Origin of the sequence: Pseudomonas sp. BP11-1-1 (genome assembly GCF_052112105.1) — a bacterium.
GTDB lineage: Bacteria > Pseudomonadota > Gammaproteobacteria > Pseudomonadales > Pseudomonadaceae > Aquipseudomonas > Aquipseudomonas alvandae.
Genome location: NZ_JAUTYU010000015.1, coordinates 80,792 through 105,080 on the forward strand (window position 1 = coordinate 80,792; position 24,289 = coordinate 105,080).

23 protein-coding genes and 1 pseudogene are annotated in these 24,289 nt (G+C 62.0%); 12 read left to right on the forward strand and 12 right to left on the reverse strand.

Annotation, left to right across the window (positions count from 1 at the left end):
* The first annotated feature begins 80 nt into the window (after window positions 1-80).
* The 8 genes from hutI to mdoH all read left to right on the forward strand — a co-directional run bounded on the left by hutI (window position 81) and on the right by mdoH (window position 10,597).
* Window positions 81-1,283 carry an imidazolonepropionase gene (hutI, locus tag Q7C33_RS22910; protein ID WP_407684216.1) on the forward strand — a complete coding sequence of 401 codons (1,203 nt, stop codon included), beginning with the start codon at window positions 81-83 and terminating at the stop codon, window positions 1,281-1,283.
* An 11-nt stretch (window positions 1,284-1,294) separates the two neighbouring features.
* Entirely contained in the window at window positions 1,295-2,098 is an 804-nt protein-coding gene (gene hutG / locus Q7C33_RS22915; RefSeq protein WP_030138260.1) for an N-formylglutamate deformylase, read from the forward strand.
* 307 nt (window positions 2,099-2,405) lie between these two features.
* Complete coding sequence (locus Q7C33_RS22920) at window positions 2,406-3,353, forward strand: choline ABC transporter substrate-binding protein (RefSeq protein ID WP_407684217.1); 948 nt, start codon at window positions 2,406-2,408, stop codon at window positions 3,351-3,353.
* A 165-nt stretch (window positions 3,354-3,518) separates the two neighbouring features.
* Window positions 3,519-4,430: an alpha/beta hydrolase gene (locus Q7C33_RS22925; RefSeq protein ID WP_407684218.1), complete on the forward strand. Its 912-nt coding sequence runs from the start codon at window positions 3,519-3,521 to the stop codon at window positions 4,428-4,430.
* A gap of 105 nt (window positions 4,431-4,535) precedes the next feature.
* A complete protein-coding gene (gene pip, locus Q7C33_RS22930) occupies window positions 4,536-5,507 on the forward strand; it encodes a prolyl aminopeptidase (protein ID WP_198797393.1) in 972 nt (323 codons plus the stop codon).
* Complete coding sequence (dtd, locus tag Q7C33_RS22935; RefSeq protein ID WP_030138257.1) at window positions 5,504-5,941, forward strand: D-aminoacyl-tRNA deacylase; 438 nt, start codon at window positions 5,504-5,506, stop codon at window positions 5,939-5,941. The genes pip and dtd overlap by 4 nt, the downstream gene beginning before the upstream one ends.
* Window positions 5,942-6,291: 350 nt before the next feature.
* The gene (locus tag Q7C33_RS22940; RefSeq protein WP_206768577.1) at window positions 6,292-8,034 is read left to right on the forward strand and encodes a glucan biosynthesis protein G; all 1,743 of its coding nucleotides are present in this window, start codon (window positions 6,292-6,294) and stop codon (window positions 8,032-8,034) included.
* Window positions 8,027-10,597, forward strand: coding sequence for a glucans biosynthesis glucosyltransferase MdoH (gene mdoH / locus Q7C33_RS22945; RefSeq protein WP_198797396.1), 2,571 nt, complete (start codon window positions 8,027-8,029; stop codon window positions 10,595-10,597). Before Q7C33_RS22940 ends, mdoH begins: the two co-directional genes overlap by 8 nt.
* Window positions 10,598-10,724: 127 nt before the next feature.
* Here mdoH and Q7C33_RS22950 read toward each other — a convergent pair whose 3' ends face one another.
* Complete coding sequence (locus tag Q7C33_RS22950; protein WP_030138254.1) at window positions 10,725-11,066, reverse strand: DUF6124 family protein; 342 nt, start codon at window positions 11,064-11,066, stop codon at window positions 10,725-10,727.
* 443 nt (window positions 11,067-11,509) lie between these two features.
* On the opposite strand from Q7C33_RS22950, the gene Q7C33_RS22955 reads away from it, so the two are divergent.
* Window positions 11,510-11,692, forward strand: a complete 183-nt coding sequence (locus Q7C33_RS22955) for a nucleoid-structuring protein H-NS (RefSeq protein ID WP_198797429.1) — start codon at window positions 11,510-11,512, stop codon at window positions 11,690-11,692.
* A gap of 198 nt (window positions 11,693-11,890) precedes the next feature.
* Here Q7C33_RS22955 and Q7C33_RS22960 read toward each other — a convergent pair whose 3' ends face one another.
* The 11 genes and pseudogenes from Q7C33_RS22960 to ubiE all read right to left on the reverse strand — a co-directional run bounded on the left by Q7C33_RS22960 (window position 11,891) and on the right by ubiE (window position 22,047).
* Window positions 11,891-13,807, reverse strand: a complete 1,917-nt coding sequence (locus Q7C33_RS22960; protein WP_198797397.1) for a methyl-accepting chemotaxis protein — start codon at window positions 13,805-13,807, stop codon at window positions 11,891-11,893.
* 137 nt (window positions 13,808-13,944) lie between these two features.
* Window positions 13,945-15,849, reverse strand: a complete 1,905-nt coding sequence (locus Q7C33_RS22965; protein ID WP_407684219.1) for a methyl-accepting chemotaxis protein — start codon at window positions 15,847-15,849, stop codon at window positions 13,945-13,947.
* Window positions 15,850-15,964: 115 nt separating this feature from the next.
* Window positions 15,965-16,672 carry a 16S rRNA (uracil(1498)-N(3))-methyltransferase gene (locus tag Q7C33_RS22970; protein WP_030139114.1) on the reverse strand — a complete coding sequence of 236 codons (708 nt, stop codon included), beginning with the start codon at window positions 16,670-16,672 and terminating at the stop codon, window positions 15,965-15,967.
* On the reverse strand, window positions 16,669-17,466 hold the full coding sequence (gene tatC, locus Q7C33_RS22975) for a twin-arginine translocase subunit TatC (protein ID WP_030139115.1): 798 nt from the start codon (window positions 17,464-17,466) through the stop codon (window positions 16,669-16,671). The genes Q7C33_RS22970 and tatC overlap by 4 nt, the downstream gene beginning before the upstream one ends.
* Complete coding sequence (gene tatB / locus Q7C33_RS22980) at window positions 17,463-17,876, reverse strand: Sec-independent protein translocase protein TatB (protein WP_198797399.1); 414 nt, start codon at window positions 17,874-17,876, stop codon at window positions 17,463-17,465. Before tatB ends, tatC begins: the two co-directional genes overlap by 4 nt.
* A 10-nt stretch (window positions 17,877-17,886) precedes the next feature.
* Window positions 17,887-18,174, reverse strand: coding sequence for a twin-arginine translocase TatA/TatE family subunit (locus Q7C33_RS22985; protein ID WP_030139117.1), 288 nt, complete (start codon window positions 18,172-18,174; stop codon window positions 17,887-17,889).
* Window positions 18,175-18,198: 24 nt separating this feature from the next.
* Entirely contained in the window at window positions 18,199-18,531 is a 333-nt protein-coding gene (locus Q7C33_RS22990; protein ID WP_017126935.1) for a phosphoribosyl-ATP diphosphatase, read from the reverse strand.
* Complete coding sequence (hisI, locus tag Q7C33_RS22995) at window positions 18,524-18,922, reverse strand: phosphoribosyl-AMP cyclohydrolase (RefSeq protein ID WP_181290774.1); 399 nt, start codon at window positions 18,920-18,922, stop codon at window positions 18,524-18,526. Before hisI ends, Q7C33_RS22990 begins: the two co-directional genes overlap by 8 nt.
* Window positions 18,923-19,051: 129 nt before the next feature.
* Complete coding sequence (gene ubiB, locus Q7C33_RS23000; RefSeq protein WP_407684220.1) at window positions 19,052-20,656, reverse strand: ubiquinone biosynthesis regulatory protein kinase UbiB; 1,605 nt, start codon at window positions 20,654-20,656, stop codon at window positions 19,052-19,054.
* A pseudogene (locus tag Q7C33_RS23005) lies at window positions 20,653-21,277 on the reverse strand (ubiquinone biosynthesis accessory factor UbiJ). Before Q7C33_RS23005 ends, ubiB begins: the two are co-directional and overlap by 4 nt.
* Window positions 21,277-22,047 carry a bifunctional demethylmenaquinone methyltransferase/2-methoxy-6-polyprenyl-1,4-benzoquinol methylase UbiE gene (ubiE, locus tag Q7C33_RS23010; protein ID WP_024779926.1) on the reverse strand — a complete coding sequence of 257 codons (771 nt, stop codon included), beginning with the start codon at window positions 22,045-22,047 and terminating at the stop codon, window positions 21,277-21,279. The pseudogene Q7C33_RS23005 and the gene ubiE overlap by 1 nt, the downstream one beginning before the upstream one ends.
* A gap of 154 nt (window positions 22,048-22,201) precedes the next feature.
* Between ubiE and Q7C33_RS23015 the strand changes: the two genes are divergently transcribed.
* The 3 genes from Q7C33_RS23015 to Q7C33_RS23025 all read left to right on the forward strand — a co-directional run bounded on the left by Q7C33_RS23015 (window position 22,202) and on the right by Q7C33_RS23025 (window position 24,105).
* Entirely contained in the window at window positions 22,202-22,477 is a 276-nt protein-coding gene (locus Q7C33_RS23015) for a polyhydroxyalkanoic acid system family protein (RefSeq protein ID WP_030139120.1), read from the forward strand.
* A gap of 265 nt (window positions 22,478-22,742) precedes the next feature.
* Window positions 22,743-23,165: a phasin family protein gene (locus tag Q7C33_RS23020; RefSeq protein ID WP_198797401.1), complete on the forward strand. Its 423-nt coding sequence runs from the start codon at window positions 22,743-22,745 to the stop codon at window positions 23,163-23,165.
* Between the two features lie 10 nt (window positions 23,166-23,175).
* Complete coding sequence (locus Q7C33_RS23025; RefSeq protein WP_198797402.1) at window positions 23,176-24,105, forward strand: phasin family protein; 930 nt, start codon at window positions 23,176-23,178, stop codon at window positions 24,103-24,105.
* The last annotated feature ends 184 nt before the right edge of the window (window positions 24,106-24,289 follow it).

Sequence of the window (24,289 nt, forward strand, 5' to 3'; positions counted from 1 at the left end):
CTTCATTTGGGGTACACCCCTGATCCCTGTGGGAGCGAGCTTGCTCGCGATCCGATTTTGAATGCGACGAGGAAACCGGGATGAAAACCCTCTGGCAAAACTGCCACGCCGCCACCATGGCCCTGGGCGTCTACTCGATCATCGAAGACGCCGCCATCGTCACCCAGGACGCACACATTCAATGGATCGGCCCCCGTGCCGAATTACCGGTGGGCGACTACCCGGCGGTCAACGACCTCAAGGGTGCCTGGGTCACACCAGGGCTGATCGACTGCCACACCCACACGGTGTTTGGCGGCAACCGCAGCGGTGAGTTTGAACAGCGCCTGCAAGGCGTCAGCTACGCCGAAATCGCCGCGGCCGGCGGCGGCATCGCCAGCACCGTGCGCGCCACTCGGGCCGCCAGCGAGGACGAGCTGTTCGCCAGCGCTGCCAAGCGCCTGAAAAGCCTGATGCGCGACGGCGTGACCACGGTGGAAATAAAATCCGGCTACGGCCTGGACCTGGCCAGCGAGCGCAAGATCCTGCGCGTCATCCGCCGTCTCGGCGCCGAGTTGCCGGTCAGCATACGCAGCACGTGCCTGGCGGCTCACGCCTTGCCACCGGAATACAAGGATCGCGCCGACGACTACATCGAACATATCTGCACCGAAATGCTGCCCGCCTTGGCGGCCGAAGGCTTGGTAGACGCCGTTGACGCTTTTTGCGAATACCTGGCGTTTTCCCCGGAGCAGGTCGAGCGGGTGTTTATCACCGCGCAACAGCTCGGCTTGCCGGTGAAGCTGCACGCCGAACAGCTGTCGTCGCTGCACGGTTCAAGCCTGGCGGCGCGCTACCAGGCGTTGTCGGCCGATCATCTGGAGTTCATGACCGAAGACGACGCCAAGGCCATGGCCGCGTCCGGCACCGTGGCGGTGCTTCTGCCAGGAGCGTTTTATTTCCTGCGTGAAACCCAGCTGCCGCCCATGGATGCGCTGCGCAAGCACGGCGTGAAAATCGCCGTGGCCAGCGACCTCAACCCCGGCACTTCGCCGGCGTTGTCGTTGCGCTTGATGCTGAACATGGCCTGCACCTGTTTCCGCATGACGCCGGAAGAAGCGTTGGCAGGGGCGACGATTCATGCCGCCCAAGCCCTGGGCATGGCCGAGACGCACGGTTCGCTGGAGGCCGGCAAGGTCGCGGATTTTGTCGCCTGGCACATCGATCGCCCCGCCGACCTGGCCTACTGGCTCGGTGGCGATCTGGAAAAACGCGTCGTGCGTCACGGCGTGGAAATCGATTGAGGAGAACGGTTGTGGAGAAGGTCCTGAATTTCAAGCAAGGGCGCGTGCCGCTGTTGATCAGCATGCCCCACGCCGGCCTGCGCCTGACCCCGGCGGTACAGGCCGGGTTGATCCCCGAGGCCCAGAGCCTGCCGGACACCGACTGGCACATCCCACGGCTCTACGAATTCGCCGATGAGCTGGGCGCCAGCACCCTGGCCGCCGAATACTCGCGGTTCGTCGTCGACCTGAACCGCCCCTCCGATGACAAGCCGATGTACGTCGGCGCCACCACCGGTTTGTACCCGGCGACCCTGTTCGATGGCGTGCCGTTGTTTCGCGAAGGGCTGGAGCCATCGGTCGAGGAGCGGGCGACGTATCTGCAACAGGTCTGGATGCCGTACCACCAAGCGCTGCAACAGGAGCTGGCGCGGCTCAAGGCTGAGTTTGGCTACGCCTTGCTGTTCGATGCCCACTCGATCCGTTCGGTGATCCCGCACCTGTTCGACGGCAAGTTGCCGGATTTCAACCTGGGCACGTTCAACGGCGCCAGTTGCGACCCGACCCTGGCCAGCCAGCTCGAAGCCATCTGCGCCCGTCACGATCAGTTCACCCATGTGCTCAACGGTCGTTTCAAGGGCGGACACATAACCCGGCACTACGGCAACCCGGAGCAGGACATTCACGCGGTGCAACTGGAACTGTGCCAGAGCACTTACATGGAAGAGTTCGAACCGTTCAACTACCGCCCGGACCTGGCGGCGCCGACCCAGGTGGTGCTCAGGGAATTGCTAGAAGGCTTCGTGGCGTGGGGGCAGAAGACTTACAAAAAATAAACACCTGCCCAATACCTGTGGCGAGGGGATTTATCCCCGCTGGGTTGCGGAGCGACCCCAAAATGGATGAATCACATCGGCCTGATTGGTGGGATTTAGAGTTTTGGGACTGCTGCGCAGTCCAGCGGGGATAAATCCCCTCGCCACAGGGTTGTGTTGTCCTTGAACCTCGGAGGGGAACTGTCGCCACCGTGCAAAACCAAGTCGCCACAGTTCACTTTCGCCCCCTCGACGCTGCGTAATGTTCCAGGCACGGTGCACCTAGACACCGACCTACAACAATCCACTGCCGCACGAGACTCACGCGATGAAAAGACTGTCCAAACGCTGTCTGTCGTTCCTCTGCGGTACCGCTCTACTAAGCTCCGGCGCGATGGCCGCCGAGCCTGCGTCCTGCCAGGTCGTGCGCATGGGCGTGGTCAATTGGACCGACGTGATCGCCACCAGCGGCATGGCCGATGTGTTGCTCTCCGGCCTGGGCTACGAAAGCAAGCAGACCAGCGCCGTGCAACAGATCATCTTCGCCGGCATTCGCGACAAGCGGCTCGATATCTTCCTGGGCTACTGGAAGCCGGCAATGGACAAGAACATCGCCCCGTTCCTGGCGGCCAACCAGGTGAAGGTGCTGGGCCAGCCAAGCCTGGCCGATGCCCAGGCCACCCTGGCCGTTCCAGACTACGTGGCGGCGGCGGGGCTCAAGACTTTCGGCGATATCGCCCGATTCAAGGACCAGCTCGGTGGCAAGATCTACGGGATCGAGCCGGGCAGTGGCGCCAACACCACCATCAAGTCGATGATCGAGACCAATCACTTTGGCCTCAAGGATTTCAAGCTGATCGAATCCGGCGAGGCTGGAATGCTGGCGGCGGTGCAGCGGGCGGTGAACCGCAAGGAGTTCGTGGTCTTCGTCGGGTGGACCCCGCATCCGATGAACATCAACATGAACATCGCCTACCTGACGGGCAGTGAAGACGTCTATGGCCCGAATGAAGGCGCCGCGACCGTGTCCACCGTGACCGCGCCGGACTACGCCCAGCGCTGCCCCAACGTTCAGCGGCTGCTGGAAAATCTCACGTTCACCGCCGCCCAGGAAAGCCAGTTGATGGTGCCGATCATGGAGCGCAAGACACCCCAGGATGTCGCCCGGCAATGGCTGCGCGAACATCCCGAGGATCTGCAGCGCTGGCTGGCCGGCGTGACCAGCTTCGATGGCAAGGATGGCATCGCGGCGGTGCAGGCAAGCCTCAAGAACTGACACGGTATCAAGGACAGCGATAATCCCGTGGCGAGGGAGCTTGCTCCCGCTGGGCTGCGAAGCAGACCCGGCTTTTCCTGGCGGTCGCTGCGCAACCGAGCGGGAGCAAGCTCCCTCGCCACAAAAGCCTCCGGGTTACACCTTGGCATTCCACGGCAAATCACAATGGCCTACCCACTCTCCCAGGCAATGTCAGCCTTCATCGACAAAACCCTGAGCTTCAGCGCCCCGGACGACAGCCTCGCCGGTTCTCGCGAGGCCTACCGCCAGATGTGCCGGGCGTTCACCCCGCCGCGCCCGGCAACGCTGGCGGTCGAGGACCTGCATTTGGCTGGCGTGGCTGTCCGCGCCTACCACCCACGCACCGCGCCGCCGCTGGCCGGTTGGCCGTGCATCCTTTACCTGCACGGTGGTGGTTGGGTGGTGGGTGACCTGGATTCCCATGATTTCATCTGCACGGAACTGGCCGAGACTCTTGGCGTGCTGGTCGTGGCGGTGGACTATCGCCTCGCCCCGGAACATCCCTTTCCGGCTGGTTTCGAAGACTGCCTCGCGGTGTGGCGTCACCTGACGGACCTGCCGTTTGCCATTGACCCGCGTCGCCGTGCGGTGACTGGCGACAGTGCCGGCGGCAACCTCGCCGCGGCGTTGTGCCTGGCCCTGCGCGACGCAGGCCAGCCTCAGCCCAGGGCCCAGGTGCTGATTTATCCGGCACTCGGCGGCCCCGCGCATTTGCCGTCGTGCGACGAGTGTTCCGACGCACCGCTCTTGAGCAGCAATGACCTGCAACACTATGACGCTTTGTACCTGCAGGGTGCCGACCCCACGCCCTACGCCGCACCGTTGCTTGCCGATGATCTGAAGGGCTTGGCACCCGCCTTCGTCGCCGTCGCCCAATGGGATCCGCTGCGTGATGACGGTGTCCTTTATAGCGAGCGGCTGAACGCCGCAGGAGAGGCTTGCGTGTTGTACCGGGGCGAAGGCCTGGTCCACGGTTGCCTGCGCGCTCGGGGCCAGGTACCGGAGGTGGATAAGATGTATCGCACGCTGCTCGCCTACCTGGCTGACACGCTTTGACTGCGCGCGGGGCATGCTCATTAAGGTGATTCGGGTTTATGATGCCGGACGGCAGACTAAATAGAAGTCCCCACAGGGATGACTCGACCCCTTACGGAGCGCGCAATGCAGACTTTGTACCCGCAGATCAAACCCCATGCCCGGCACGATCTGGCTGTCGATGACACCCACACGCTCTATGTCGATGAAAGCGGCTCGCCGGAAGGCCTGCCAGTCGTGTTCATTCACGGCGGCCCGGGGGCGGGTTGCGATGCACAAAGCCGTCGCTACTTCGATCCGAACCTGTACCGCATCGTCACCTTCGACCAGCGCGGCTGCGGTCGTTCCACGCCTCACGCCAGCCTGGAAAACAACACCACCTGGGATCTGGTCGAAGACCTGGAGCGCATCCGCAAGCACCTGGGCATCGAAAAATGGGTGCTGTTCGGCGGTTCCTGGGGCTCGACCCTGGCCCTGGCCTACGCCCAGACCCATCCGGAGCGGGTACATGGCTTGATCCTGCGTGGGATATTTCTCTGCCGTCCGCAGGAAATCGAGTGGTTCTACCAGGCTGGCGCCAGTCGCCTGTTCCCTGACTACTGGCAGGACTACATTGCGCCGATCCCGTTGGACGAGCGCGATAACTTGCTCGGCGCTTTCCACAAGCGCCTGACCGGTAACGACCAGATTGCCCAGATGCACGCGGCCAAGGCCTGGTCGACCTGGGAGGGCCGTACCGCGACCCTGCGGCCGAACCCGCTGGTGGTCGATCGCTTCTCCGAGCCGCAGCGCGCGCTGTCGATCGCCCGGATCGAATGCCACTACTTCACCAATAACGCTTTCCTCGAGCCCAACCAACTGATTCGCGACATGGGCAAGATCGCCCACTTGCCGGGCGTCATCGTGCACGGCCGCTACGACGTGATCTGCCCGCTGGACAACGCCTGGGAGCTGCACCAGAACTGGCCCAACAGCGAATTGCAGGTCATCCGCGACGCCGGCCACGCCGCCTCGGAGCCCGGAATCACCGATGCACTGGTGCGCGCCGCCGCACAAATGGCCCGTCGCCTGCTTGACCTGCCGCCCGAAGAAGCATGAAAGGGCTGCTGCAGCGGGTTCGCGGCGCCCGCGTCGAGGTCGCGGGCGAAATTGTCGGCGCCGTGGACCATGGATTGCTGGTGCTGGTGGCGGTCGAGCCCGGGGACACGCGTGCCCACGCCGACAAACTGCTGCACAAGCTGCTTAACTACCGGGTGTTCAGCGACGCCGATGGGAAGATGAACCTGTCCCTGGCGGATGTGGCAGGCGGTTTGCTGCTGGTTTCACAATTCACCCTGGCAGCGGACACCAAAAGCGGCCTGCGACCGAGTTTTTCGACCGCCGCGCCTCCCGCCCTGGGCGAAGAGCTATTCAACTATTTGCTTAACCAGGCGAAACAGGTGCATGGCACCGTGGCATCAGGTAGATTCGGCGCCGACATGCAAGTGCATCTGGTCAACGATGGCCCGGTAACCTTTCTGTTACAGGCCTGAAAGCGTTTGAAACATCTTTTCGGTCCGGTTTCGAGGCAAAACAAGATGTTTTCTCGATAAATACTTTGCTAGCCCTGATGCGTTGTCACGCGGCCTACTAGATAATCGCGCGCTACGGGGGACCAGCGATCGCTGGTCCATTTGACTTAGGTAGAGACTTGTCCTGAACCGTTTGGGGAATCATTTTGTCCCATCGGAGTCGGAACAATGCTCGCCAACTTGGCAAGAGTGGTCCGCAGGAACGGTTTTTCAGCGCCGTTACCGTGTAGATACTTTATCTGGCCGTTGGTTTTTTGATCAGTTTTCGGCGAGGGTTGCTCGTGATTGTTAGTCCCTGTAATGCACCAAAAATGACTGCCAAACGGTTTAGAAACGCTCTGGTAGCGGGCTCGGCCCTGTTTTGCCTGCTTGGCGCCGGCCAACTGTGGGCATTCAGCCTGGATGATGTGTCGGCAAAAGCGCAAGAACTGGCCGGGCAGAAGTTCGAAGCCCCGCGCAGCAACTTGCCGAACGAATTCCGCGAAATGAAGTTCGCCGATTATCAGAAAATCCGTTTCCGCACTGAAAAAGCTGAATGGGCCGACCAGAAGACGCCGTTCCGGCTGTCCTTCTATCACCAGGGCATGCACTTCGACACGCCGGTGAAGATCAACGAAATCACCGCGACCACCGTCGACGAGATCAAGTACGACCCGACACGTTTCGATTTCGGCGACGTGAAGTTCGATCCCAAGGCGACCGAACAGCTGGGCTACGCCGGTTTCCGCGTGCTGTATCCGATCAACAAGGCTGACAAGCAAGACGAAATCATGACCATGCTGGGCGCGAGCTATTTCCGCGTCATCGGCAAGGGCCAGGTCTACGGTTTGTCCGCGCGTGGCATGGCGATCGATACTGCTTTGCCATCGGGTGAAGAGTTCCCACGCTTCCGCGAGTTCTGGATCCAGCGTCCGAAACCGACCGACAAGCACCTGGTGATCTTCGCCTTGCTGGATTCGCCACGGGCCACGGGCGCTTATCGCCTGACCCTGCGTCCGGGCACCGACACCGTGGTCGACGTGAAGTCGCGTGTATTCCTGCGTGATCGCGTCAACAAGCTGGGCATCGCCCCGCTGACCAGCATGTTCCTGTTCGGCGCCAACCAGCCGTCCAAAGTGCTGAACTACCGTCGTGAACTCCACGATTCCAGCGGCCTGTCCATCCATGCCGGCAACGGCGAGTGGATCTGGCGTCCGCTGAACAATCCAAAACACCTGGCCGTGAGCAACTTCTCGGTCGAAAACCCGCGTGGTTTCGGCTTGTTGCAACGTGGTCGTGACTTCAGTCACTACGAAGACCTGGACGATCGTTACGAGAAACGTCCTAGTGCCTGGATCGAGCCGAAAGGCGATTGGGGCAAAGGCACCGTCGACCTGGTTGAAATCCCGACCGCCGATGAAACCAACGACAACATCGTTGCGTTCTGGAGCCCGGAAAAACTGCCTGAGCCTGGCCAGCCGCTGGACTTCGCCTACCGTCTGCATTGGACGCTCGATGAAGCCAACCTGCACTCGCCAGACAGCGCCTGGGTCAAGCAGACCTTGCGTTCCACCGGCGACGTGAAGCAGTCCAACCTGATTCGTCAGCCGGACGGCAGCGTGGCCTACCTGGTCGACTTCGAAGGGCCGTCCCTGCAAGCGCTGCCTGAAGACGCCGAAGTGCGTAGCCAGGTGAGCGTTGGCGACAACGGCGAGATCGTCGAGAACAGCGTTCGCTACAACCCTGAAACCAAGGGCTGGCGCTTGACGCTGCGCCTGAAGATCAAGGACCCGAGCAAAGCCACCGAGATGCGTGCTGCCCTGGTCCGGCCGCTGGTTCCTGTCGAACTGCCTGCCACCTCGCATTCCGTGAACACGTTGGCCAAGGCTGACAAGGTCGCGAAGCAGCAGAGCGAAAAAGAAAAAGCCAACGAGCAAGCCGCCGAGCAGAAAGAAGCCAAGGCCGTGAAGGCGTCCACCGCCGCCGCCGAGCCGACCCCAACCCCACAGGAACCGGAACAGACTGAACAAGTCCTGACCGAGACCTGGAGCTACCAGTTGCCTGCCGATGAGTAATACTCCCGTACAACCAGAGTCTCTCAGCGAGTATCTGGCCCATTTGCCGATGACCGACGAGCAGCGCGCCGAGCTGGCGGGCTGCAAGTCATTCAGCGAATTGCATGAACGCCTGGCTTCTTCGACATTCGACGCACCCAACGAGGCGGCGCAAGCCTCGGTGGGCCGTCGCCTGGTACTGAGCACCGCCGAGGAACTCGAGGACGCTGAAATGCTGGCGCTCGATTCCAACGGCCGGGTGTGCCTGAAGGCGACGCCGCCGATTCGCCGGACCAAAGTCGTGCCGGAGCCGTGGCGCACCAATATCCTGGTGCGTGGCTGGCGCCGCCTGACCGGTCGCACCAATCCGCCGAAGCCGCCCAAGGACGAGCGCGTCTTGCCGCACGCGCGGTGGCGTACCGTGGGTTCGATTCGCCGCTACATCCTGCTGATTCTGATGCTCGGCCAGACCATCGTCGCCGGCTGGTACATGAAAGGCATCATGCCGTACCAGGGCTGGTCGCTGGTGGACCTCGACGAAGTGATGCACCAACCGCTGCTGCAGACGGCCACGCAAGTGCTGCCGTACGCGCTGCAAACCAGCATCCTGATCATGTTCGGCATCCTGTTCTGCTGGGTGTCGGCCGGTTTCTGGACCGCGTTGATGGGCTTCCTGGAACTGCTCACCGGTCACGACAAGTACCGTATCTCCGGTGCCAGCGCCGGCAACGAGCCGATTCCGAAGGACGCCCGCACCGCATTGGTCATGCCGATCTGCAACGAGGACGTCCCTCGGGTATTCGCCGGTTTGCGCGCCACGTTCGAGTCGGTCGCCGCCACCGGTGACCTGGACCGCTTCGATTTCTTCGTGCTCAGCGACAGTAACGAAACCGACATCTGCGTCGCCGAGCAGCAGGCCTGGCTGGACGTCTGCCGTGAAACCGGCGGCTTCGGCAAGATCTTCTACCGCCGTCGTCGCCGTCGCGTGAAGCGCAAGAGCGGCAACCTCGACGACTTCTGCCGTCGTTGGGGCAGCGACTACAAGTACATGGTCGTGCTCGACGCCGACAGCGTCATGAGCGGCGAATGCCTGACCAGCCTGGTGCGCCTGATGGAAGCCACGCCTGACGCCGGCATTATCCAGACCGCGCCAAGGGCCTCGGGCATGGACACGCTGTATGCGCGCATGCAGCAGTTCGCCACCCGCGTCTATGGTCCGCTGTTCACCGCCGGCCTGCACTTCTGGCAGTTGGGCGAGTCGCACTACTGGGGTCACAACGCGATCATCCGCATGAAGCCGTTTATCGACCACTGCGCCCTGGCGCCGTTGCCCGGTAAAGGTGCGTTCTCGGGCGCGATCCTCTCCCACGACTTCGTCGAAGCCGCGCTGATGCGCCGTGCCGGCTGGGGCGTGTGGATTGCCTACGACTTGCCGGGCAGCTACGAGGAACTGCCGCCGAACCTGCTGGACGAACTCAAGCGTGACCGTCGCTGGTGCCACGGCAACCTGATGAACTTCCGGCTGTTCCTGGTCAAGGGCATGCACCCGGTGCACCGCGCGGTGTTCCTGACCGGCGTTATGTCCTACCTGTCGGCACCGTTGTGGTTCTTCTTCCTGGTGCTCTCCACCGCGCTGCTGGCGGTGAACACGTTGATGGAGCCGCAGTACTTCCTGGAGCCGCGCCAGCTGTATCCGCTCTGGCCACAATGGCATCCGGAAAAAGCCATCGCGCTGTTTTCCACCACCATTGTCCTGCTGTTCCTGCCCAAGCTCTTGAGCATCGTGTTGATCTGGGCAAAAGGCGCGAAGGAGTTTGGTGGCAAGTTCAAGGTGACCTTGTCGATGCTGCTGGAAATGCTGTTTTCCATGCTGCTGGCGCCGGTGCGGATGATCTTCCACACCCGTTTCGTCCTTGCCGCTTTCCTGGGCTGGGCCGCGACGTGGAACTCGCCGAAACGTGACGACGACTCCACGCCATGGAGCGAAGCCGTCAAGCGCCACGGTCCGCAAACCCTGCTGGGCTTCTTCTGGGCCTTGCTGGTGATCTGGCTGAACCCGAGCTTCCTGTGGTGGCTCGTGCCGATCGTCGGCTCGCTGATGCTGTCGATCCCGGTCTCGGTGATTTCCAGCCGCGTGGGCCTGGGCTTGAAGTCCCGTGATGAAAGCTTGTTCCTGATCCCCGAGGAATACGCACCGCCACAGGAGTTGCTGTCGACCGACCAGTACACCCATGAAAACCGTTGGCACGCGCTGAACGACGGTTTCATCCGGGCGGTGGTCGATCCACAACAGAACGCCCTGGCCTATGCATTGGCGACGTCACGTCACGGCAAGGCTGAGCCGATCGAATGGCTGCGGGTCGAACGCGTTCGTCACGCGCTGAAGGTCGGCCCTGCGGGGCTCAGCAACGCCGAGCGATTGGCACTGTTGAGCGACCCGGTGGCGTTGTCCCGCCTGCATGAGCAGGTGTGGGCCGAGACACATCCTGAATGGCTGGCAGCGTGGCGTGAGTCGGTCAAGGCCGATCCGCATGCACCGCTGCTGCCGCTTCAGCCGGTGAGCGTGCAGCCTCAGGTGGCTTGATCGCCTGATACGCAAAAGCCCCGCTTCTGAAAAGAGGCGGGGCTTTTTGTTGGGCGCTGCGTTGAGGTTGCTGTTTTTGTGGCGAGGGGATTTATCCCCGTTGGGCTGCGTAGCGGCCCCGAAAACGCTAAGGCTGTGGATTGACGCTATCCAACATCCGATTCGCCAACAAACCACTCAGCTCGATTAGTTGCAGGATGCCAAGCGCAACTTGGCGTCTCGAACCTTCAAGATCGAACGCTAGGTCGTTGATCATTGCGTCGGCTGAAGCCAGGGTTTCGCTGAGGTTGGCCAGCAGGCTTTCGGTGTCGATGCCGTCGACGATGGTGAAGAGTTGGCCTGGCGACGGTTTTTTCTCGGGTTTGGCCTGTTTGGGCTTCAGGTAGTAATCCAGCGCGCGATCAGTGGCTTCCTGGATTTTCTTGGGGTCGGTTTCGGGTTCTGGTGGGTTGGGTGTCACTTTGTACATGGATGACGCTCCTTGATTGATGGAGCCGCCAGACATCGCTGCTAAACGAAAAGGGTGGCGGCAGTACGCGGGTTAGCAGACCAGGAATCAAGGAACCCGGCGCACCGAAGTGCCCCACGCACAGCCGCCATGAAGCGGACCTGCGTGCCTTGATATTAAGCCGAGCTGCTAAACCCGATCGCTGAACTTACAGCGACCTGCAAACGTTAGAGCCCAGGGCCAAGGCGCACAAGCCGGCGGATTCTGGCGTAGTTGTAGGCAATGGCGCAAGGCGGCGTAGCCTTGGGATGACGGATTGTGGGAGTTGGGGTTTTTGTGTGTATATCCGTTATTTAGGTAACGGCTGCTTAGGGTTCCGCCCTTACGGCGGGTTACTTTTTTCAGACGCCAAAAAAGTAACCAAAAAGGCTTTGCCCCACCACTCGGCACCTCGCCCAGGCTCGGTGTGCCCTCACTCCGGCATTGCTCCGTGGGCCCGCCGCGAAGGGCCGTCCCTGGCCCAGCGCGGCTATCCCGGCATCCATGCCGGGATGTCCACTGCGCAATGCCTGCGTTCGGCCAGCGTGGTTAACGGGGCGCCCCAGATCAAGATCAAGATCAAGGTCTACAGCGAGGCGGCCTTATAGCCGACCTAGTTCTTTGGCTTTATTCCAATCCCATTGTGGGAGCGAGCCTGCTCGCGAAGAGGCCGGCACATCCAACATTTTCGTCGACTGTGGCACCCCTATCGCGAGCAAGCTCGCTCTCACGGGAGAAACTCGGTCACTCAGAGCCAGGTCGGCTTTAAAGCCGCCTCCTCATGAACATTTATCTCGGATGCCAAGTCAAACCCTAAACCGCCCCACCAACGTCTGCAAATGAACCCCCAGCCGCGCCAACTCTGCGCTGGAGGCGGCCGTCTCTTCACTGGACGACGCCGTCTGCTCCGACACATCACGCACATTCAGCACGCTGCGGTTGATTTCCTCGGCCACCGCGCTCTGCTGCTCAGCCGCCGCCGCGATCTGCTGGTTCATCGACTGGATCGCCGACACCGTGCGCGTGATGTTCTCCAGCGAGCCCCCGGCGCGGCGGGTCAGTTCGACGCTGCTGTCGGTCAGGCTGCGACTGTTGTCCATGATGGTCGCAACCTGCTCGGTGCCGGCTTGCAGACCGACGATCAGCTCTTCAATCTCTTCGGTAGACTTCTGGGTGCGCTGGGCCAGGCTGCGGACTTCATCGGCCACCACCGCGAAACCACGTCCGGCTTCCCCGGCACGGGCCGCTTCGATGGCTGCGTTGAGGGCCAGCAGGTTGGTTTGCTGGGCCACGGACTTGATCACGTCCAGGACGCTGCCGATCTTGTCGCTTTCGCGCTTCAAATCGCCCATGGCGGCGGTGGAGTTGCCCACTTCCTTGGCCAGGCGCTCGATCTGGGCGATGGCTTCGCCAACTACCTTATCGCCTTCACGGGCCTGTTGGTCGGCGGCGACGGCGGCTTCGGAGGCTTCTTCGGCGTTGCGCGCGACTTCCTGCACCGTGGCGGTCATTTCGTGCATGGCCGTGGCGACCTGATCGGTTTCCACTTTCTGACTGTTCACACCGGCGCTGGTCTGTTCGGTCACGGCCGACAGCTGTTCGGCGGCGCTGGCGATCTGGGTAACCCCTTCACCGATGCCTCCGATCAATTGCCGCAGGCCCACGGTCATGCGTTGCATGGCGCGTTGCAGTTGGCCGAGTTCGTCGCGGCGTTCAGAGGTGAGATTATGGGTCAGGTCACCCGCGGCGACGCGTTCTGCCACCTTCAGGGTCTCATCCAGAGGACCGACGATCTGCCGAGTGATGAGCAGGGCGGCGATTACGCCAAATAGGAGGGCAAGGGCGGCGGCTGCAATCAGGATGCTCTTGGCTTGGGCGGTATCGCGGTCGCGCACGGCGGTCTGTGACACGGTGAGCTTCTGGCTGGAGTCGATCAGGATCTGGCCTTGCTCGCTCATGCGCTGCAGTGCGGCGCCGTTATCGAGCTGGGAGTCGCGGAACTGGCTGACCGCCGCTCGATAGAGGTTCATCGAGTCGCTGGCCTGCTGGAGCTTGTCGGCATGCTCCTCGGGCAACTGGGCTGGCAAGCGAGCCAGCAGCTTCAAGACATCGGTGATTGCATCGATGGCCGGCTGTTGGGCCTCGCTTTTGCCGCTGTAAGTGTAACCGCGGACCTGGTAGCGGGCCTGCTGGATCGCCTTGCTCAGGGTCACGATGTTGTTGAACGGGGTGATGTCGCCGCCTTGCAGCAGCGCTTTTTCCACTTCGGCGACCCGCGCCACGGTGTTATCGGCGCTGGCGCCCAGCTTGCTGCGGGCATCTTCGCGACTGACGGTGGCACTGGTCATCTGGGCGAAGGCGCTTTTGTACTCGGCGACGGCGGCCAGTTGCTGGTCGATCAACGCGATGTCGGCGGGCTGTTCGATCAATTCGCGAGCAGTTTTCAGGCCTGCATCGAGCTTGCCAAGCAGGTCGTTGACCTGTTGCGGGCCTTTCTCGCCCCGGGTGGTGTTGTAGTCGATGCTGGCCAGGTTCAAGTCCTTGCTCAGGTCGTTGAGACCGGCAATGAACCCGAGCTTGTCGCCGCGGCTGATGACATTGCCCAGGCCGGACCAGCCGGTGAACGCGATCATCAAGGTGAGGAGCAGCACCAGGCCGAAGCCTGCGCCGAGTTTGCGATTCACGCTTACATTTCCCAGACCCTGGGCAAGCCACCGGAACATGCTGATACTCCCTTGGAGCGCTGATTTGGTTTTATGGGGACTGTATCGGCGGCTTGGGAGGGATCTGTAGGGGATTGTCAAGATTTCGTGGCGCGGGAGCAAGCTCCCTCGCCACAGGGTTATGCCGGCCGTTCTGGTCAGACCTTGAAGCGTCCTACCAGCGTTTGCAAATGAACCCCCAGCCGTGCCAACTCGGCGCTGGAGGCTGCGGTCTCTTCGCTGGCGGCGGAGGCCTGCTCGGATACATCGCGGACGTTCAGCACGCTGCGGTTGATCTCCTCGGCCACGGCGCTCTGTTGCTCGGCTGCGGCGGCGATCTGTTGGTTCATTGCCTGGATCGCCGAGACGGTGCGGGTGATGTTCTCCAGGGAACCGCCGGCGCGGCGGGTCAGTTCGACACTGCTATCGGTCAGGCCGCGGCTGCTGCCCAGGCTGCTCGCGACCTTTTCGGTGCCCGTCTGCAGGCCGGCAATCAACTCTTCGATTTCCTCGGTGGATTTCTGGGTGCGCTGGGCGAGGCTGCGGACTTCATCGGCCACCACGGCGAAACCACGACCGGCTTCACCGGCACGGGCCGCTTCGATGGCCGCGTTGAGGGCCAGCAGGTTGGTTTGTTGGGCGACGGACTTGATGACGTCGAGGACGCTGCCGATCTTGTCGCTTTCGCGCTGGAGCTGGCCCATCGCTTCGGTAGAGTTGCTCACTTCCCTGGACAGGCGTTCGATCTGGGCGATGGCTTCGCCCACCACTTGGTCGCCCTCGCGGGCCTGCTGGTCGGCGGCGAGGGAGGCCTCGGAGGCTTCCTCGGCATTACGCGCCACTTCCTGCACCGTGGCCGTCATTTCGTGCATGGCGGTGGCGACCTGGTCGGTTTCCACTTTCTGCCTGCTGACTCCGGCGCTAGTCTGCTCGGTGACGGCCGAGAGCTGCTCGGCGGCACTGGCAATCTGCGTAACGCCTTCGCTGATGCCGCCGATCAATTGCCGCAGGCCCACGGTCATGCCTTGCATGGCACGCTGTAGCTGGCCCAGTTCGTCGCGGCGCTCGGAGGTGAGGTTGTGGGTCAGGTCGCCTGCGGCCACGTGTTCGGCCACCTTGAGGGTCAGGCCCAGCGGGTCGACGATCTGTCGGGTGATTATCAGGGCTGCGATCACGCCGAACAGGAGGGCCAGCGCAGCGGCCGAGACCAGGAGAGTATCGGCCTGGGCCGCTTCATGGTTGCGCACCATCGTCTGGGACGCGGTGAGATTCCTGCTGGCCTCGCGTAGCACGACCCCCAGGTCCGACATGCGCTTGATGGCAGCTGCGTTGGCAGTCTGGGCGTCATGGAACTGGCCGACCGCTGCACGATAAGCCTTGAACGATGCGCTGGCCTGCTGCAGCTTGGCAGCGTGTTCATCGGCCAGTTGCGGTGCAAGACTGTCGAGGGCTTTCATCGCGTTATCGATGGCATCCAGCGCGGGTTGCTCGGCGCTGGCCTGGCCACTGTAGGTGTAGCCGCGAACCTGATAGCGGGCCTGTTGGAGTGCTTTCGCCAGGCTCGACACACCGCCGAGTCGTGGAACGCTATCGCCTTGCAGCATGGCGTTTTCAACGTCGGCGACATGGGCCACTGCGTTATCGGCGCTGGCGCCCAGTTTGCTGCGGGCATCCTCGCGACTGGCGGTGGCGCGGATCAAATCGGCGACGACAGTCTTGTACTCGGCGACAGCCGCCAACTGCTTATCGATGATCGCTACATCGGCCGGCTCCTCGATCGATTGGCGGGCGCTCTGTAGCCCAGGCTCCAATTTACCGAGGAGATCGTTGAGGTCACCTGGGCCTTTTTCGCCACGGGTCGCGTCATAATCCATGCGCGCGGAGCGCAGGTCCTTGGTCAGGTCGTTCAGGCTGGCGATGAGTCCCAGCGTGTCGCCGCGAGCAACTACCTTGCTCAGGCCGGTCCAACCGGTGAAAGCGATCATTACGGTCAAGAGCAGTACCAAGCCGAAACCGAAGCCGAGTTTGCGATTAACGCCTACGTTACCTAGCCATCGGAACATGCCGGTACTCCCTTGAAGGGCGGAACTGCTTTTTATGATAGTTGTATCGGCGCGATGTGGGAGGACAGGAGAAATGCGTTAGATGCGTTTGGAATACCCTTGCAAACGATCAGGATCAGAATAGCCGCGCAAGCAACGCCGTCACCGCGGTCTCGACCCGCAGGATCCGCTCACCAAGCTGCACCGGCTGCAGGCCGGCCTTGCCCAGCAAGTCGATCTCATAGGGAATCCAACCGCCTTCGGGGCCGATTGCCAGGGTCACCGGTTCGGTCAGTGCCCGGGGGCAGGGCGGGTGGTTGCCGGGGTGGCCGACCAGCCCGAGGGTGCCCTCGGCGATGGCGGGCAGGCGATCCTCGACGAAGGGTTTGAAGCGCTTCTCGATGACGATTTCCGGCAGCACGCTGTCCCGGGCCTGCTCCAGCCCCAGGATCAGTTGTTCACGAATCGCCTCGGGCTCCAGGAACGGCGTCTGCCAAAAACTTTTTTCCACCCGATAACTGTTCACTAGCACCACGCGCGGCACGCCCATGGTCGCCACGGTCTGGAACACGCGCCTGAGCATCTTCGGACGCGGCAGTGCCAGCACCAGGGTCAAGGGCAACTTGGCCGGTGGCGGCTGGTCCAGGGTCACTTGCAGTTCGGCTTCGCGAGTTTCCAGGCGCAGCACCTGGGCCGTGCCCATCAAGCCGCCGATGCGCCCGACCCGCAGGCTGTCGCCGACGGCGCTGCGGTGGACTTCCTGCATGTGCGTCAACCGGCGATCGCTCAGGACGACGCGGTCAGGCCCGATGAAATCGGCCTCTTCGAGCAGCAGCAGGTTCACGCTTGGGTCGCTGGCGGCTGGTCGTTGTGGTCATCGACCGGCTGGTCCTCGGGTTCATCTTCCCGGCGCTTGCGCACCAGGCCACCGAACAGGATACCGATTTCGAACAGCAGCCACATCGGCACGGCCAGCAAGGTCTGGGAGAAAATGTCCGGCGGCGTGAGGATCATGCCGACCACGAAGCAGCCGATGATCACGTACGGGCGGATTTTCTTCAGATAGGCGACATCGACCACGCCGATCCACACCAGCAGCACCACTGCTACAGGAATCTCGAACGCCACGCCGAAGGCGAAGAACAGCGTCATGACGAAATCCAGGTAGCTGGTGATGTCGGTCATCATCTCCACGCCCGCCGGGGTGGCGGCGGCGAAGAACTTGAAGATCAGCGGGAACACCAGGAAATAGGCGAAGGCCATGCCGGTATAGAACAGCAGGATGCTCGACACCAGCAGCGGCACGGCGATGCGTTTTTCATGCTTGTACAGGCCCGGTGCGATGAAGCCCCAGATCTGGTGCAGGATCACCGGGATCGCCAGGAACAGCGAGACCATCATCGTCAGCTTCAGCGGCGTCAGGAACGGCGATGACACGTCGGTGGCGATCATCGTCGCGCCCGCTGGCAGGTATTCGCGCAGCGGCGTGGAGACGAAGGTGTAGATCTGCTGGGTGAAGGAGAATAGCCCGGCGAAGATAATGAAAACCGCCGCGACGCAACGCAGCAGGCGCGTGCGCAACTCGGTGAGGTGCGATACCAGCGGCATTGGCTGGTCGTTTTCAGGGATATCGCTCATGGGGCTCGCGGCGGCAAAGTGGGATCGTGGGGAGTCGGTGTGGTCGCAGGAGCCGGATCGACCGGCTTCGCGGGTTCGGCCACTGCTGGCGCCGCTTCGACAGTCGGTGCCTGGGGCGCAATCGTCGGCTCGGCTACGGGCTGGACCGGCGTAGGCTCCTGCTGGGTCGGCGTGAAGATTTTCCGCGCTTCCTGCTCCAGGGACAGGATGTGTTCGTTGTGCAGTTGCCGACGGATGTCGTCGGCACCGATTTCACGTTCAACTTCCTGTTTGATCGCGTTGAAGCTGCGCTTCAGGCGCCCGATCCACAGACCGGCGGTACGCGCAGCGCCCGGCAGGCGCTCGGGGCCCAGCACCAGCAGGGCGACGAGGCCGACGAGCAGCAGTTCAGTGAAGCTGATCCCAAACATTAGTCAGTGCTCACGAGTCTTTGCGGGTTGGCTCTTCGACTTTCTGGGCCTGCACGTCGATGGTGTTCGGCGCATTCACCGGCTGGGTGGCCTGCGGGTGTACCGGTTGGGCCGGCTGCACGGGTTGAGCCTGGGAGGTCGCCGGGTCGGCCGGTTTTTCGTCGTCGTTCATGGCCTTGCGGAAGCCCTTGATCGACTCGCCGACATCGGTGCCGAGGTTTTTCAGTTTCTTGGTGCCGAACACCAGCACCACGACCACCAGAATGACGATCCAGTGTTTCCAGTCAAAGATACCCATGTGGCTACTCCTCTCAAAAATTGATCAGGCGGACGGGCGCGAGGCTTTCTCGACGTGCCCGGACAGACCGAAGCGACGGTCCAGTTCATCCAGTACGGCCTGCGGATGCTGCCCCAGTTGGGCCAGCATGACCAGGCTGTGGAACCACAGGTCGGCGGTCTCGTAGATCACGTCGCTGCAGTCGCCGCTGATGGCGGCGTCCTTGGCGGCGATGATGGTCTCGACCGATTCCTCGCCGACCTTTTCCAGAATCTTGTTCAAGCCCTTGTGGTACAGGCTGGCGACATAGGAACTGTCGGCTGCGGCGCCCTTGCGTTCTTCCAGCACCTGGGCCAGGCGGGTCAAGGTGTCAGTCATGGGAGTGTCCTGAATAAATGGCATGCGGGTCCTTGAGCACCGGGTCGACGGTTTTCCAGTCGCCGTTCTCGAAGACGCGATAGAAGCAGCTTTGACGGCCGGTATGGCAGGCGATTTCGCCGACCTGCTCGACCATCAGGATGATGACGTCGCCGTCGCAATCCAGGCGCATCTCATGCAGGTGCTGCACATGCCCGGACTCTTCACCTTTGCGCCACAGCTTGCCACGGGAACGTGACCAGTAGATGGCGCGGTTCTCGGCGGCGGTCAGGGCCAGCGCTTCGCGGTTCATCCAGGCCATCATCAGTACGCGCCCGGTCTTGTGATCCTGGGCGATGGCCGGCACCAGGCCGTCAGCGTCCCACTTGATCTCGTCCTGCCAGTTTTTCATCTTGGGTCCTGGGGCAGCGGCAAGCTTTAAGCTTCAAGCTGCAAGTAAAAGCGATTCTGTGTGGTGCTTGCGTTGATAGTTCACCCATGAACTTGCGGCTTGCAGCTTATCGCTTGCAGCTGCTTCGTGCTATCGACGAACGACCAGATACAAACCAACGGCCACCATGATGCCGGCGGGCCAATGGCCCAACTGGCTTAACGGACCGCCGGCGGCCAGCACGGCGCCTCCGCCCAGGTGGGCTGCGCCGAGCAATCGCAGGAACCAGTCATCCTTGCGTCGGTGCCACGGCGGCGCCGGGTCGTTGGCGTGGGGTTGGGACATGCGTTCGAGCAGGTCACGGGTCATGTTGGCCAGATGCGGGATCTGTTCGAACTGGCTCTGGACGTTGCCCAGCAGGGCTTTCGGGCTCATCCGCTCGCGCATCCAGCGCTCGAGGAAGGGCTGGGCGGTGTTCCACAAATCCAGGTCCGGGTACAACTGGCGGCCGAGGCCTTCGATGTTCAACAGGGTTTTCTGCAGCAGCACCAGTTGCGGCTGAACCTCCATGTTGAAGCGTCGCGCGGTCTGGAACAGGCGCATCAGCACCTGGCCGAAGGAAATATCCTTTAACGGTTTTTCGAAGATCGGTTCGCACACGGTGCGGATTGCCGCTTCGAATTCGTTGAGCTTGGTCTCGGCCGGCACCCAACCCGAATCGATGTGCAGTTGGGCGACGCGACGGTAGTCTCGCTTGAAGAAGGCGAACAGGTTGCGCGCCAGGTAATCCTGGTCCTCGGGGGTGAGGCTGCCGACGATGCCGCAGTCGATCGCGATGTATTGCGGGCTCCACGGCTGCACGGTGCTGACGAAGATGTTGCCCGGGTGCATGTCGGCGTGGAAGAAGCTGTCGCGGAACACCTGGGTGAAGAAGATTTCCACGCCGCGCTCGGCCAGCAGTTTCATGTCGGTGCGCTGGTCGGCGAGGGTCGCCAGGTCGGTGACCTGGATGCCGTAGATGCGCTCCATCACCAGCACTTTCGGCCGGCACCAGTCCCAATAGACTTGCGGCACATAGAGCAGCGGCGAGCCTTCGAAGTTGCGGCGCAGTTGGCTGGCGTTGGCGGCCTCGCGCAACAGGTCGAGTTCATCGAAGATGGTTTTCTCGTAGTCCTGGACCACGTCCACCGGGTGCAGCAGGCGCGCGTCGGCGGACACCCGCTCGGCGGCGCGGGCCAGGATGAACAGCCAGGCCAGGTCCTGGGCGATGACCGGTTTCAGACCCGGGCGAATCACCTTCACCACGACCTCTTCGCCTGTCTTGAGCTGGGCGGCGTGCACCTGGGCGACCGACGCCGAGGCCAGGGGCTCGACATCGAAGCGGCTGAAGACTTCGCTGATCTTCTTGCCCAGTTGCGCTTCGATCAGCGCGACCGACAACTTCGAGTCGAACGGCGGCACGCGGTCTTGCAGCAGCATCAACTCATCGGCGATGTCTTCGGGCAACAGGTCGCGGCGGGTCGAAAGGATCTGCCCGAACTTGATGAAGATCGGCCCCAGGTCCTGCAAGGCCAGGCGCAGGCGAGCGCCGCGACTCAGGTCCAGGGTTCGCCGGGGGAACCAGCGCCACGGCAACACGAAGCGCAGCGCCAGGAGAAACCAGGGCAGCGGCAAGGCGAACAGCAGGTCATCGAGGCGGTAACGGATCACGACGCGCTGGATGCGCAACAGACGGCGGACGGCAAGCAGCTTCATGCGTTATCGCTTGGATTCAAGGGTTCGGGAAAGGCGCTCGAAACGCGCCTCGAGACGTTCCAGGTCGAGCTTGACCTGGTCCAGTTCATCAAAACGGGCCTGTGCTTCGCGCCGCCCCACGAGGGTACGCGATTCTTCGGCCAGGTATTCACTCAGATTCTGTCCCAGGCTGGCGAAGCCCTGGCGGTACCAGCGGCTGCGGCTGCGCAGGTGGCCGCTGAGCAACTGAGTCGCCACCGGGCCGATCCAGCGGGACACTTCGTATTCCCAGTCCAGCTCCAGGTCCTGGAGGATCGCCGCCAGCTCCAGCAGCACGCCGCTGTCGCCGTCGAGCTCGACGTCCGGGCCGTGCAACACGGCGGTCTTGTTCTTGCTCAGCGCCAGTTCCAGCAGGCTCGACGCCGGGGCGCGCAGCGTACAGTCAGCCTCGGCCTCCCAATGGGCGGCGAGCATCAGGCCTTCATCGCTGGGCAGGATAAACAGCTGCAACGCCGGGCTGCGGCAGTCGACGGCGATCACCTTGCCACTCAAGTGCGCCAGGCGCATCGGCGCCGTACTGTCCAGGCGCAGGACCCGGTTGATCCCGAGTTCGACGCTGGCGAGCAGGCCGGTGAGCAGCATCAGGGCTTGATACCGCGGTGCAGGGCGACGATGCCTGAAGTCATGTTGTGGTAGGTCACCCGGTCGAAACCGGCCTCGACCATCATGGACTTCAGGGTTTCCTGGTCGGGGTGCATGCGGATCGATTCGGCCAGGTAGCGGTAGCTTTCCGCATCGTTGGTGATCAGCTTGCCCATCAACGGCATGAACGCGAATGAATAGGCGTCATAGGCCTTGGACATCAGCGCATTGGTCGGCTTGGAGAACTCCAGCACCAGCAGCCGGCCACCGGGCTTGAGCACGCGCAGCATCGAGCGCAGGGCGTCTTCCTTGTGGGTGACGTTGCGCAGGCCGAAGGCGATCGTCACGCAGTCGAAGTGGTTATCCGGGAACGGCAGCTTTTCGGCATCGGCCTGGACGAACTCGACGTTGCCGGCCACGCCCAGGTCCAGCAGGCGATCGCGGCCGACCTTGAGCATCGATTCGTTGATGTCGGCGAGCACCACGTGGCCGGTCGGGCCGACGATGTGGGAAAACTTCTTGGTCAGGTCGCCCGTGCCGCCGGCGATGTCCAGCACCCGGTTGCCGCTGCGCACGCCTGACAGTTCGATCGCGAAACGCTTCCAGAGGCGATGCATGCCGCCCGAAAGCAGGTCGTTCATCAAGTCGTACTTGGCGGCCACCGAGTGGAAAACCTCGGCGACTTTTTCCGCCTTCTGGCTTTCCGGCACGTTCTTGAAGCCGAAGTGTGTGGTGGGTTCGGCATCGCTGCCTTTGCGCTGATCAGTCATATCGCGGTCACCAAAAAAGAATGCGGGACATTCTAATCCCGGTGGAGGGCTTTGTCTTGGCAAGGCTGCAGGTAAGATGGACCATCGCCCGGACGTTTTGACGCAGGCAGGGTCTGAACGTTCAGGCAAGTCTCGATCAAGCAGGAGTTATCAGATGGCCCGTATTACTGTTGAACGTGCCCATGGCCTGGGCAAGGAAGCGGCCCGTGAAAAGGCTGACAAGTTGGCCGCAAAATTGTCCAGCAGCTATGGCCTGGAGCCTACTTGGGAAGGCGACACGCTCAAGCTCAAGCGTTCCGGGGTCAAGGGCGAAGTGCATGTGGGCGAGGATTCGATTCGCGTCGATGTGGAGTTGGGCATGTTGATGTCGGCCATGAGCGGCACGATCAAAGGTGAAATCGAAAAGGCGCTGGATAAGGCGTTGGCTTGATTGATTGGAAGAGTGCGATTGCAAAATTAAAGTTCATCACTCACCCCTGTGGGAGCGAGCTTGCTCGCGATTGCATTGTTTCAGTCACATCAAGGTTGGCTGACACTCCGCCATCGCGAGCAAGCTCGCTCCCACAATGGCAGTCGTCGCCTTCGGAATATGTGTCGGTTGTTAGGGTGCCCTTTCTAATTATTGTCACTACTTTGTGCCTGAGCCCGACCGCGTGCGGGCAGTTCCTCAAACCTTTTTTCGAGTGAGGTGCACCATGGCCAAAGTTATCCTGAAGAAAAAAACCGACGTTGAATCTTCCACGCTGAGCGACGTGAAAACGTATGCGCGCAAGATCTGGCTGGCGGGCCTGGGCGCCTACACGAAGGTCGGCCAGGAAGGCAGCGAGTACTTCCAGGAGTTGGTAAAAGCTGGCGAAGTTATTGAAACCAAAGGCAAAAAGAAGATTGCCGGAAAACTTGAAGCGGCTAACAGCGAGCTGATCGAAGCCAAGACCGACGTGAATACGTTCAAGGCTCGGGTTGAAGTACAACTCGATAAAGTCGAGAAGGTATTCGACGCGCGTGTTGCAAGTGCCTTGAATCGTATCGGCATTCCGTCTAAACATGACGTTGAGGCACTCTCTGCTAAGCTCGATGAGCTGACGGCATTGCTCGAACGTGTCGCGCGTAAACATTAAGGAGAACGGGATGGCTGGCAAAAAAATCACCGAAAAAGAAGGCAGCTCGTGGGCCGGGAAGATTGAAAAGTACTCCCGCAAAATCTGGCTTGCTGGTTTAGGCGTGTACTCGAAGATCGACACTGACGGCAGCAAACTCTTCGAGTCTCTGGTTAAGGACGGCGAGAAAGCCGAAAAACTCACCAAGACGGCGATCGGCAAGCAAGTCGATGCGGCTGCGGTCTCTGCCGAGTCCGCCAAGTCGAGAATCGGCGGCGTGAAGGATCGGGCGATGGGCAAGTGGGACGAGCTGGAGGGGGCTTTCGACAAGCGCCTGAACAGCGCGATTTCCCGCCTGGGCGTGCCGAGCCGCAATGAAGTCAAGGAACTGCACAACAAGGTCGACACCCTGACCAAGCAGATCGAAAAACTCACCGGCGCGAAAGTCACGCCAGTCGCGACCAAGGCTACAGCCACCAAGACGGCGGCGGCCAAGCCTGCGGCGAAGACGGCAGCCAAGCCACTGGTCAAGGCCGCGGCCAAACCGGCAGCGAAAGCCGCCGCCAAGCCCGCGGCCAAAACCGCAGCGGCGAAACCGGCAGCGAAGGCAGCGGCCAAACCAGTAGCGGCCAAGGCAGCAGCCAAACCCGCCGCTAAGCCTGCGGCCAAAACCGCGGCCGCCAAACCTGCCACCGCCAAGCCGGCAGCCAAGCCAGCGGCAAAAGCGCCGGCCAAACCAGCGGCGAAAGCAGCAGCCAAACCCGCCGCAAAACCTGCCGCAGCGAAAAAGCCTGCCGTGAAAAAACCGGCCGCACCCAAAGCAGCCGCACCCAAGGCGCCAACCGCCACCACCAAACCGGCAACACCTCCGGTGAGCGCGGCGAACTCCGCCTCGGCTCCGGCCCCGGTTGCCACGCCAACACCTGCGCCGACCCCATCGACGCCACCCACCCAGTCCTGATCTCCAGGACTAAAAAACGCCCGGCCTGTTGAGGCCGGGCTTTTTTATGCGTGTGCATTTGGATGCACTGCAGGTTCAACTTGTGGGAGCGAGCTTGCTCGCGATGGCGGTGTATCAGGATACATTGTCGTTGAATGTGCCGCAGTCATCGCGAGCAAGCTCGCTCCCACAATGGGGTCTGCCA

Bases quoted from the DNA above. Each gene is read 5' to 3' on its own strand.
- Q7C33_RS22925 (WP_407684218.1), top strand. From the start codon at position 3,519: ATGGCCTACCCACTCTCCCAGGCAATGTCAGCCTTCATCGACAAAACC.
- ubiE (WP_024779926.1), bottom strand. From the start codon at position 22,047: ATGACTGATCAGCGCAAAGGCAGCGATGCCGAACCCACCACACACTTC.
- pip (WP_198797393.1), top strand. From the start codon at position 4,536: ATGCAGACTTTGTACCCGCAGATCAAACCCCATGCCCGGCACGATCTG.
- tatC (WP_030139115.1), bottom strand. From the start codon at position 17,466: ATGAGCGATATCCCTGAAAACGACCAGCCAATGCCGCTGGTATCGCAC.
- Q7C33_RS23020 (WP_198797401.1), top strand. From the start codon at position 22,743: ATGGCCAAAGTTATCCTGAAGAAAAAAACCGACGTTGAATCTTCCACG.
- mdoH (WP_198797396.1), top strand. From the start codon at position 8,027: ATGAGTAATACTCCCGTACAACCAGAGTCTCTCAGCGAGTATCTGGCC.
- dtd (WP_030138257.1), top strand. From the start codon at position 5,504: ATGAAAGGGCTGCTGCAGCGGGTTCGCGGCGCCCGCGTCGAGGTCGCG.
- Q7C33_RS22950 (WP_030138254.1), bottom strand. From the start codon at position 11,066: ATGTACAAAGTGACACCCAACCCACCAGAACCCGAAACCGACCCCAAG.
- Q7C33_RS22940 (WP_206768577.1), top strand. From the start codon at position 6,292: ATGACTGCCAAACGGTTTAGAAACGCTCTGGTAGCGGGCTCGGCCCTG.
- hisI (WP_181290774.1), bottom strand. From the start codon at position 18,922: ATGAAAAACTGGCAGGACGAGATCAAGTGGGACGCTGACGGCCTGGTG.
- Q7C33_RS22920 (WP_407684217.1), top strand. From the start codon at position 2,406: ATGAAAAGACTGTCCAAACGCTGTCTGTCGTTCCTCTGCGGTACCGCT.
- Q7C33_RS22990 (WP_017126935.1), bottom strand. From the start codon at position 18,531: ATGACTGACACCTTGACCCGCCTGGCCCAGGTGCTGGAAGAACGCAAG.
- Q7C33_RS23015 (WP_030139120.1), top strand. From the start codon at position 22,202: ATGGCCCGTATTACTGTTGAACGTGCCCATGGCCTGGGCAAGGAAGCG.
- ubiB (WP_407684220.1), bottom strand. From the start codon at position 20,656: ATGAAGCTGCTTGCCGTCCGCCGTCTGTTGCGCATCCAGCGCGTCGTG.
- Q7C33_RS23025 (WP_198797402.1), top strand. From the start codon at position 23,176: ATGGCTGGCAAAAAAATCACCGAAAAAGAAGGCAGCTCGTGGGCCGGG.
- hutI (WP_407684216.1), top strand. From the start codon at position 81: ATGAAAACCCTCTGGCAAAACTGCCACGCCGCCACCATGGCCCTGGGC.
- Q7C33_RS22985 (WP_030139117.1), bottom strand. From the start codon at position 18,174: ATGGGTATCTTTGACTGGAAACACTGGATCGTCATTCTGGTGGTCGTG.
- tatB (WP_198797399.1), bottom strand. From the start codon at position 17,876: ATGTTTGGGATCAGCTTCACTGAACTGCTGCTCGTCGGCCTCGTCGCC.
- Q7C33_RS22960 (WP_198797397.1), bottom strand. From the start codon at position 13,807: ATGTTCCGGTGGCTTGCCCAGGGTCTGGGAAATGTAAGCGTGAATCGC.
- Q7C33_RS22965 (WP_407684219.1), bottom strand. From the start codon at position 15,849: ATGTTCCGATGGCTAGGTAACGTAGGCGTTAATCGCAAACTCGGCTTC.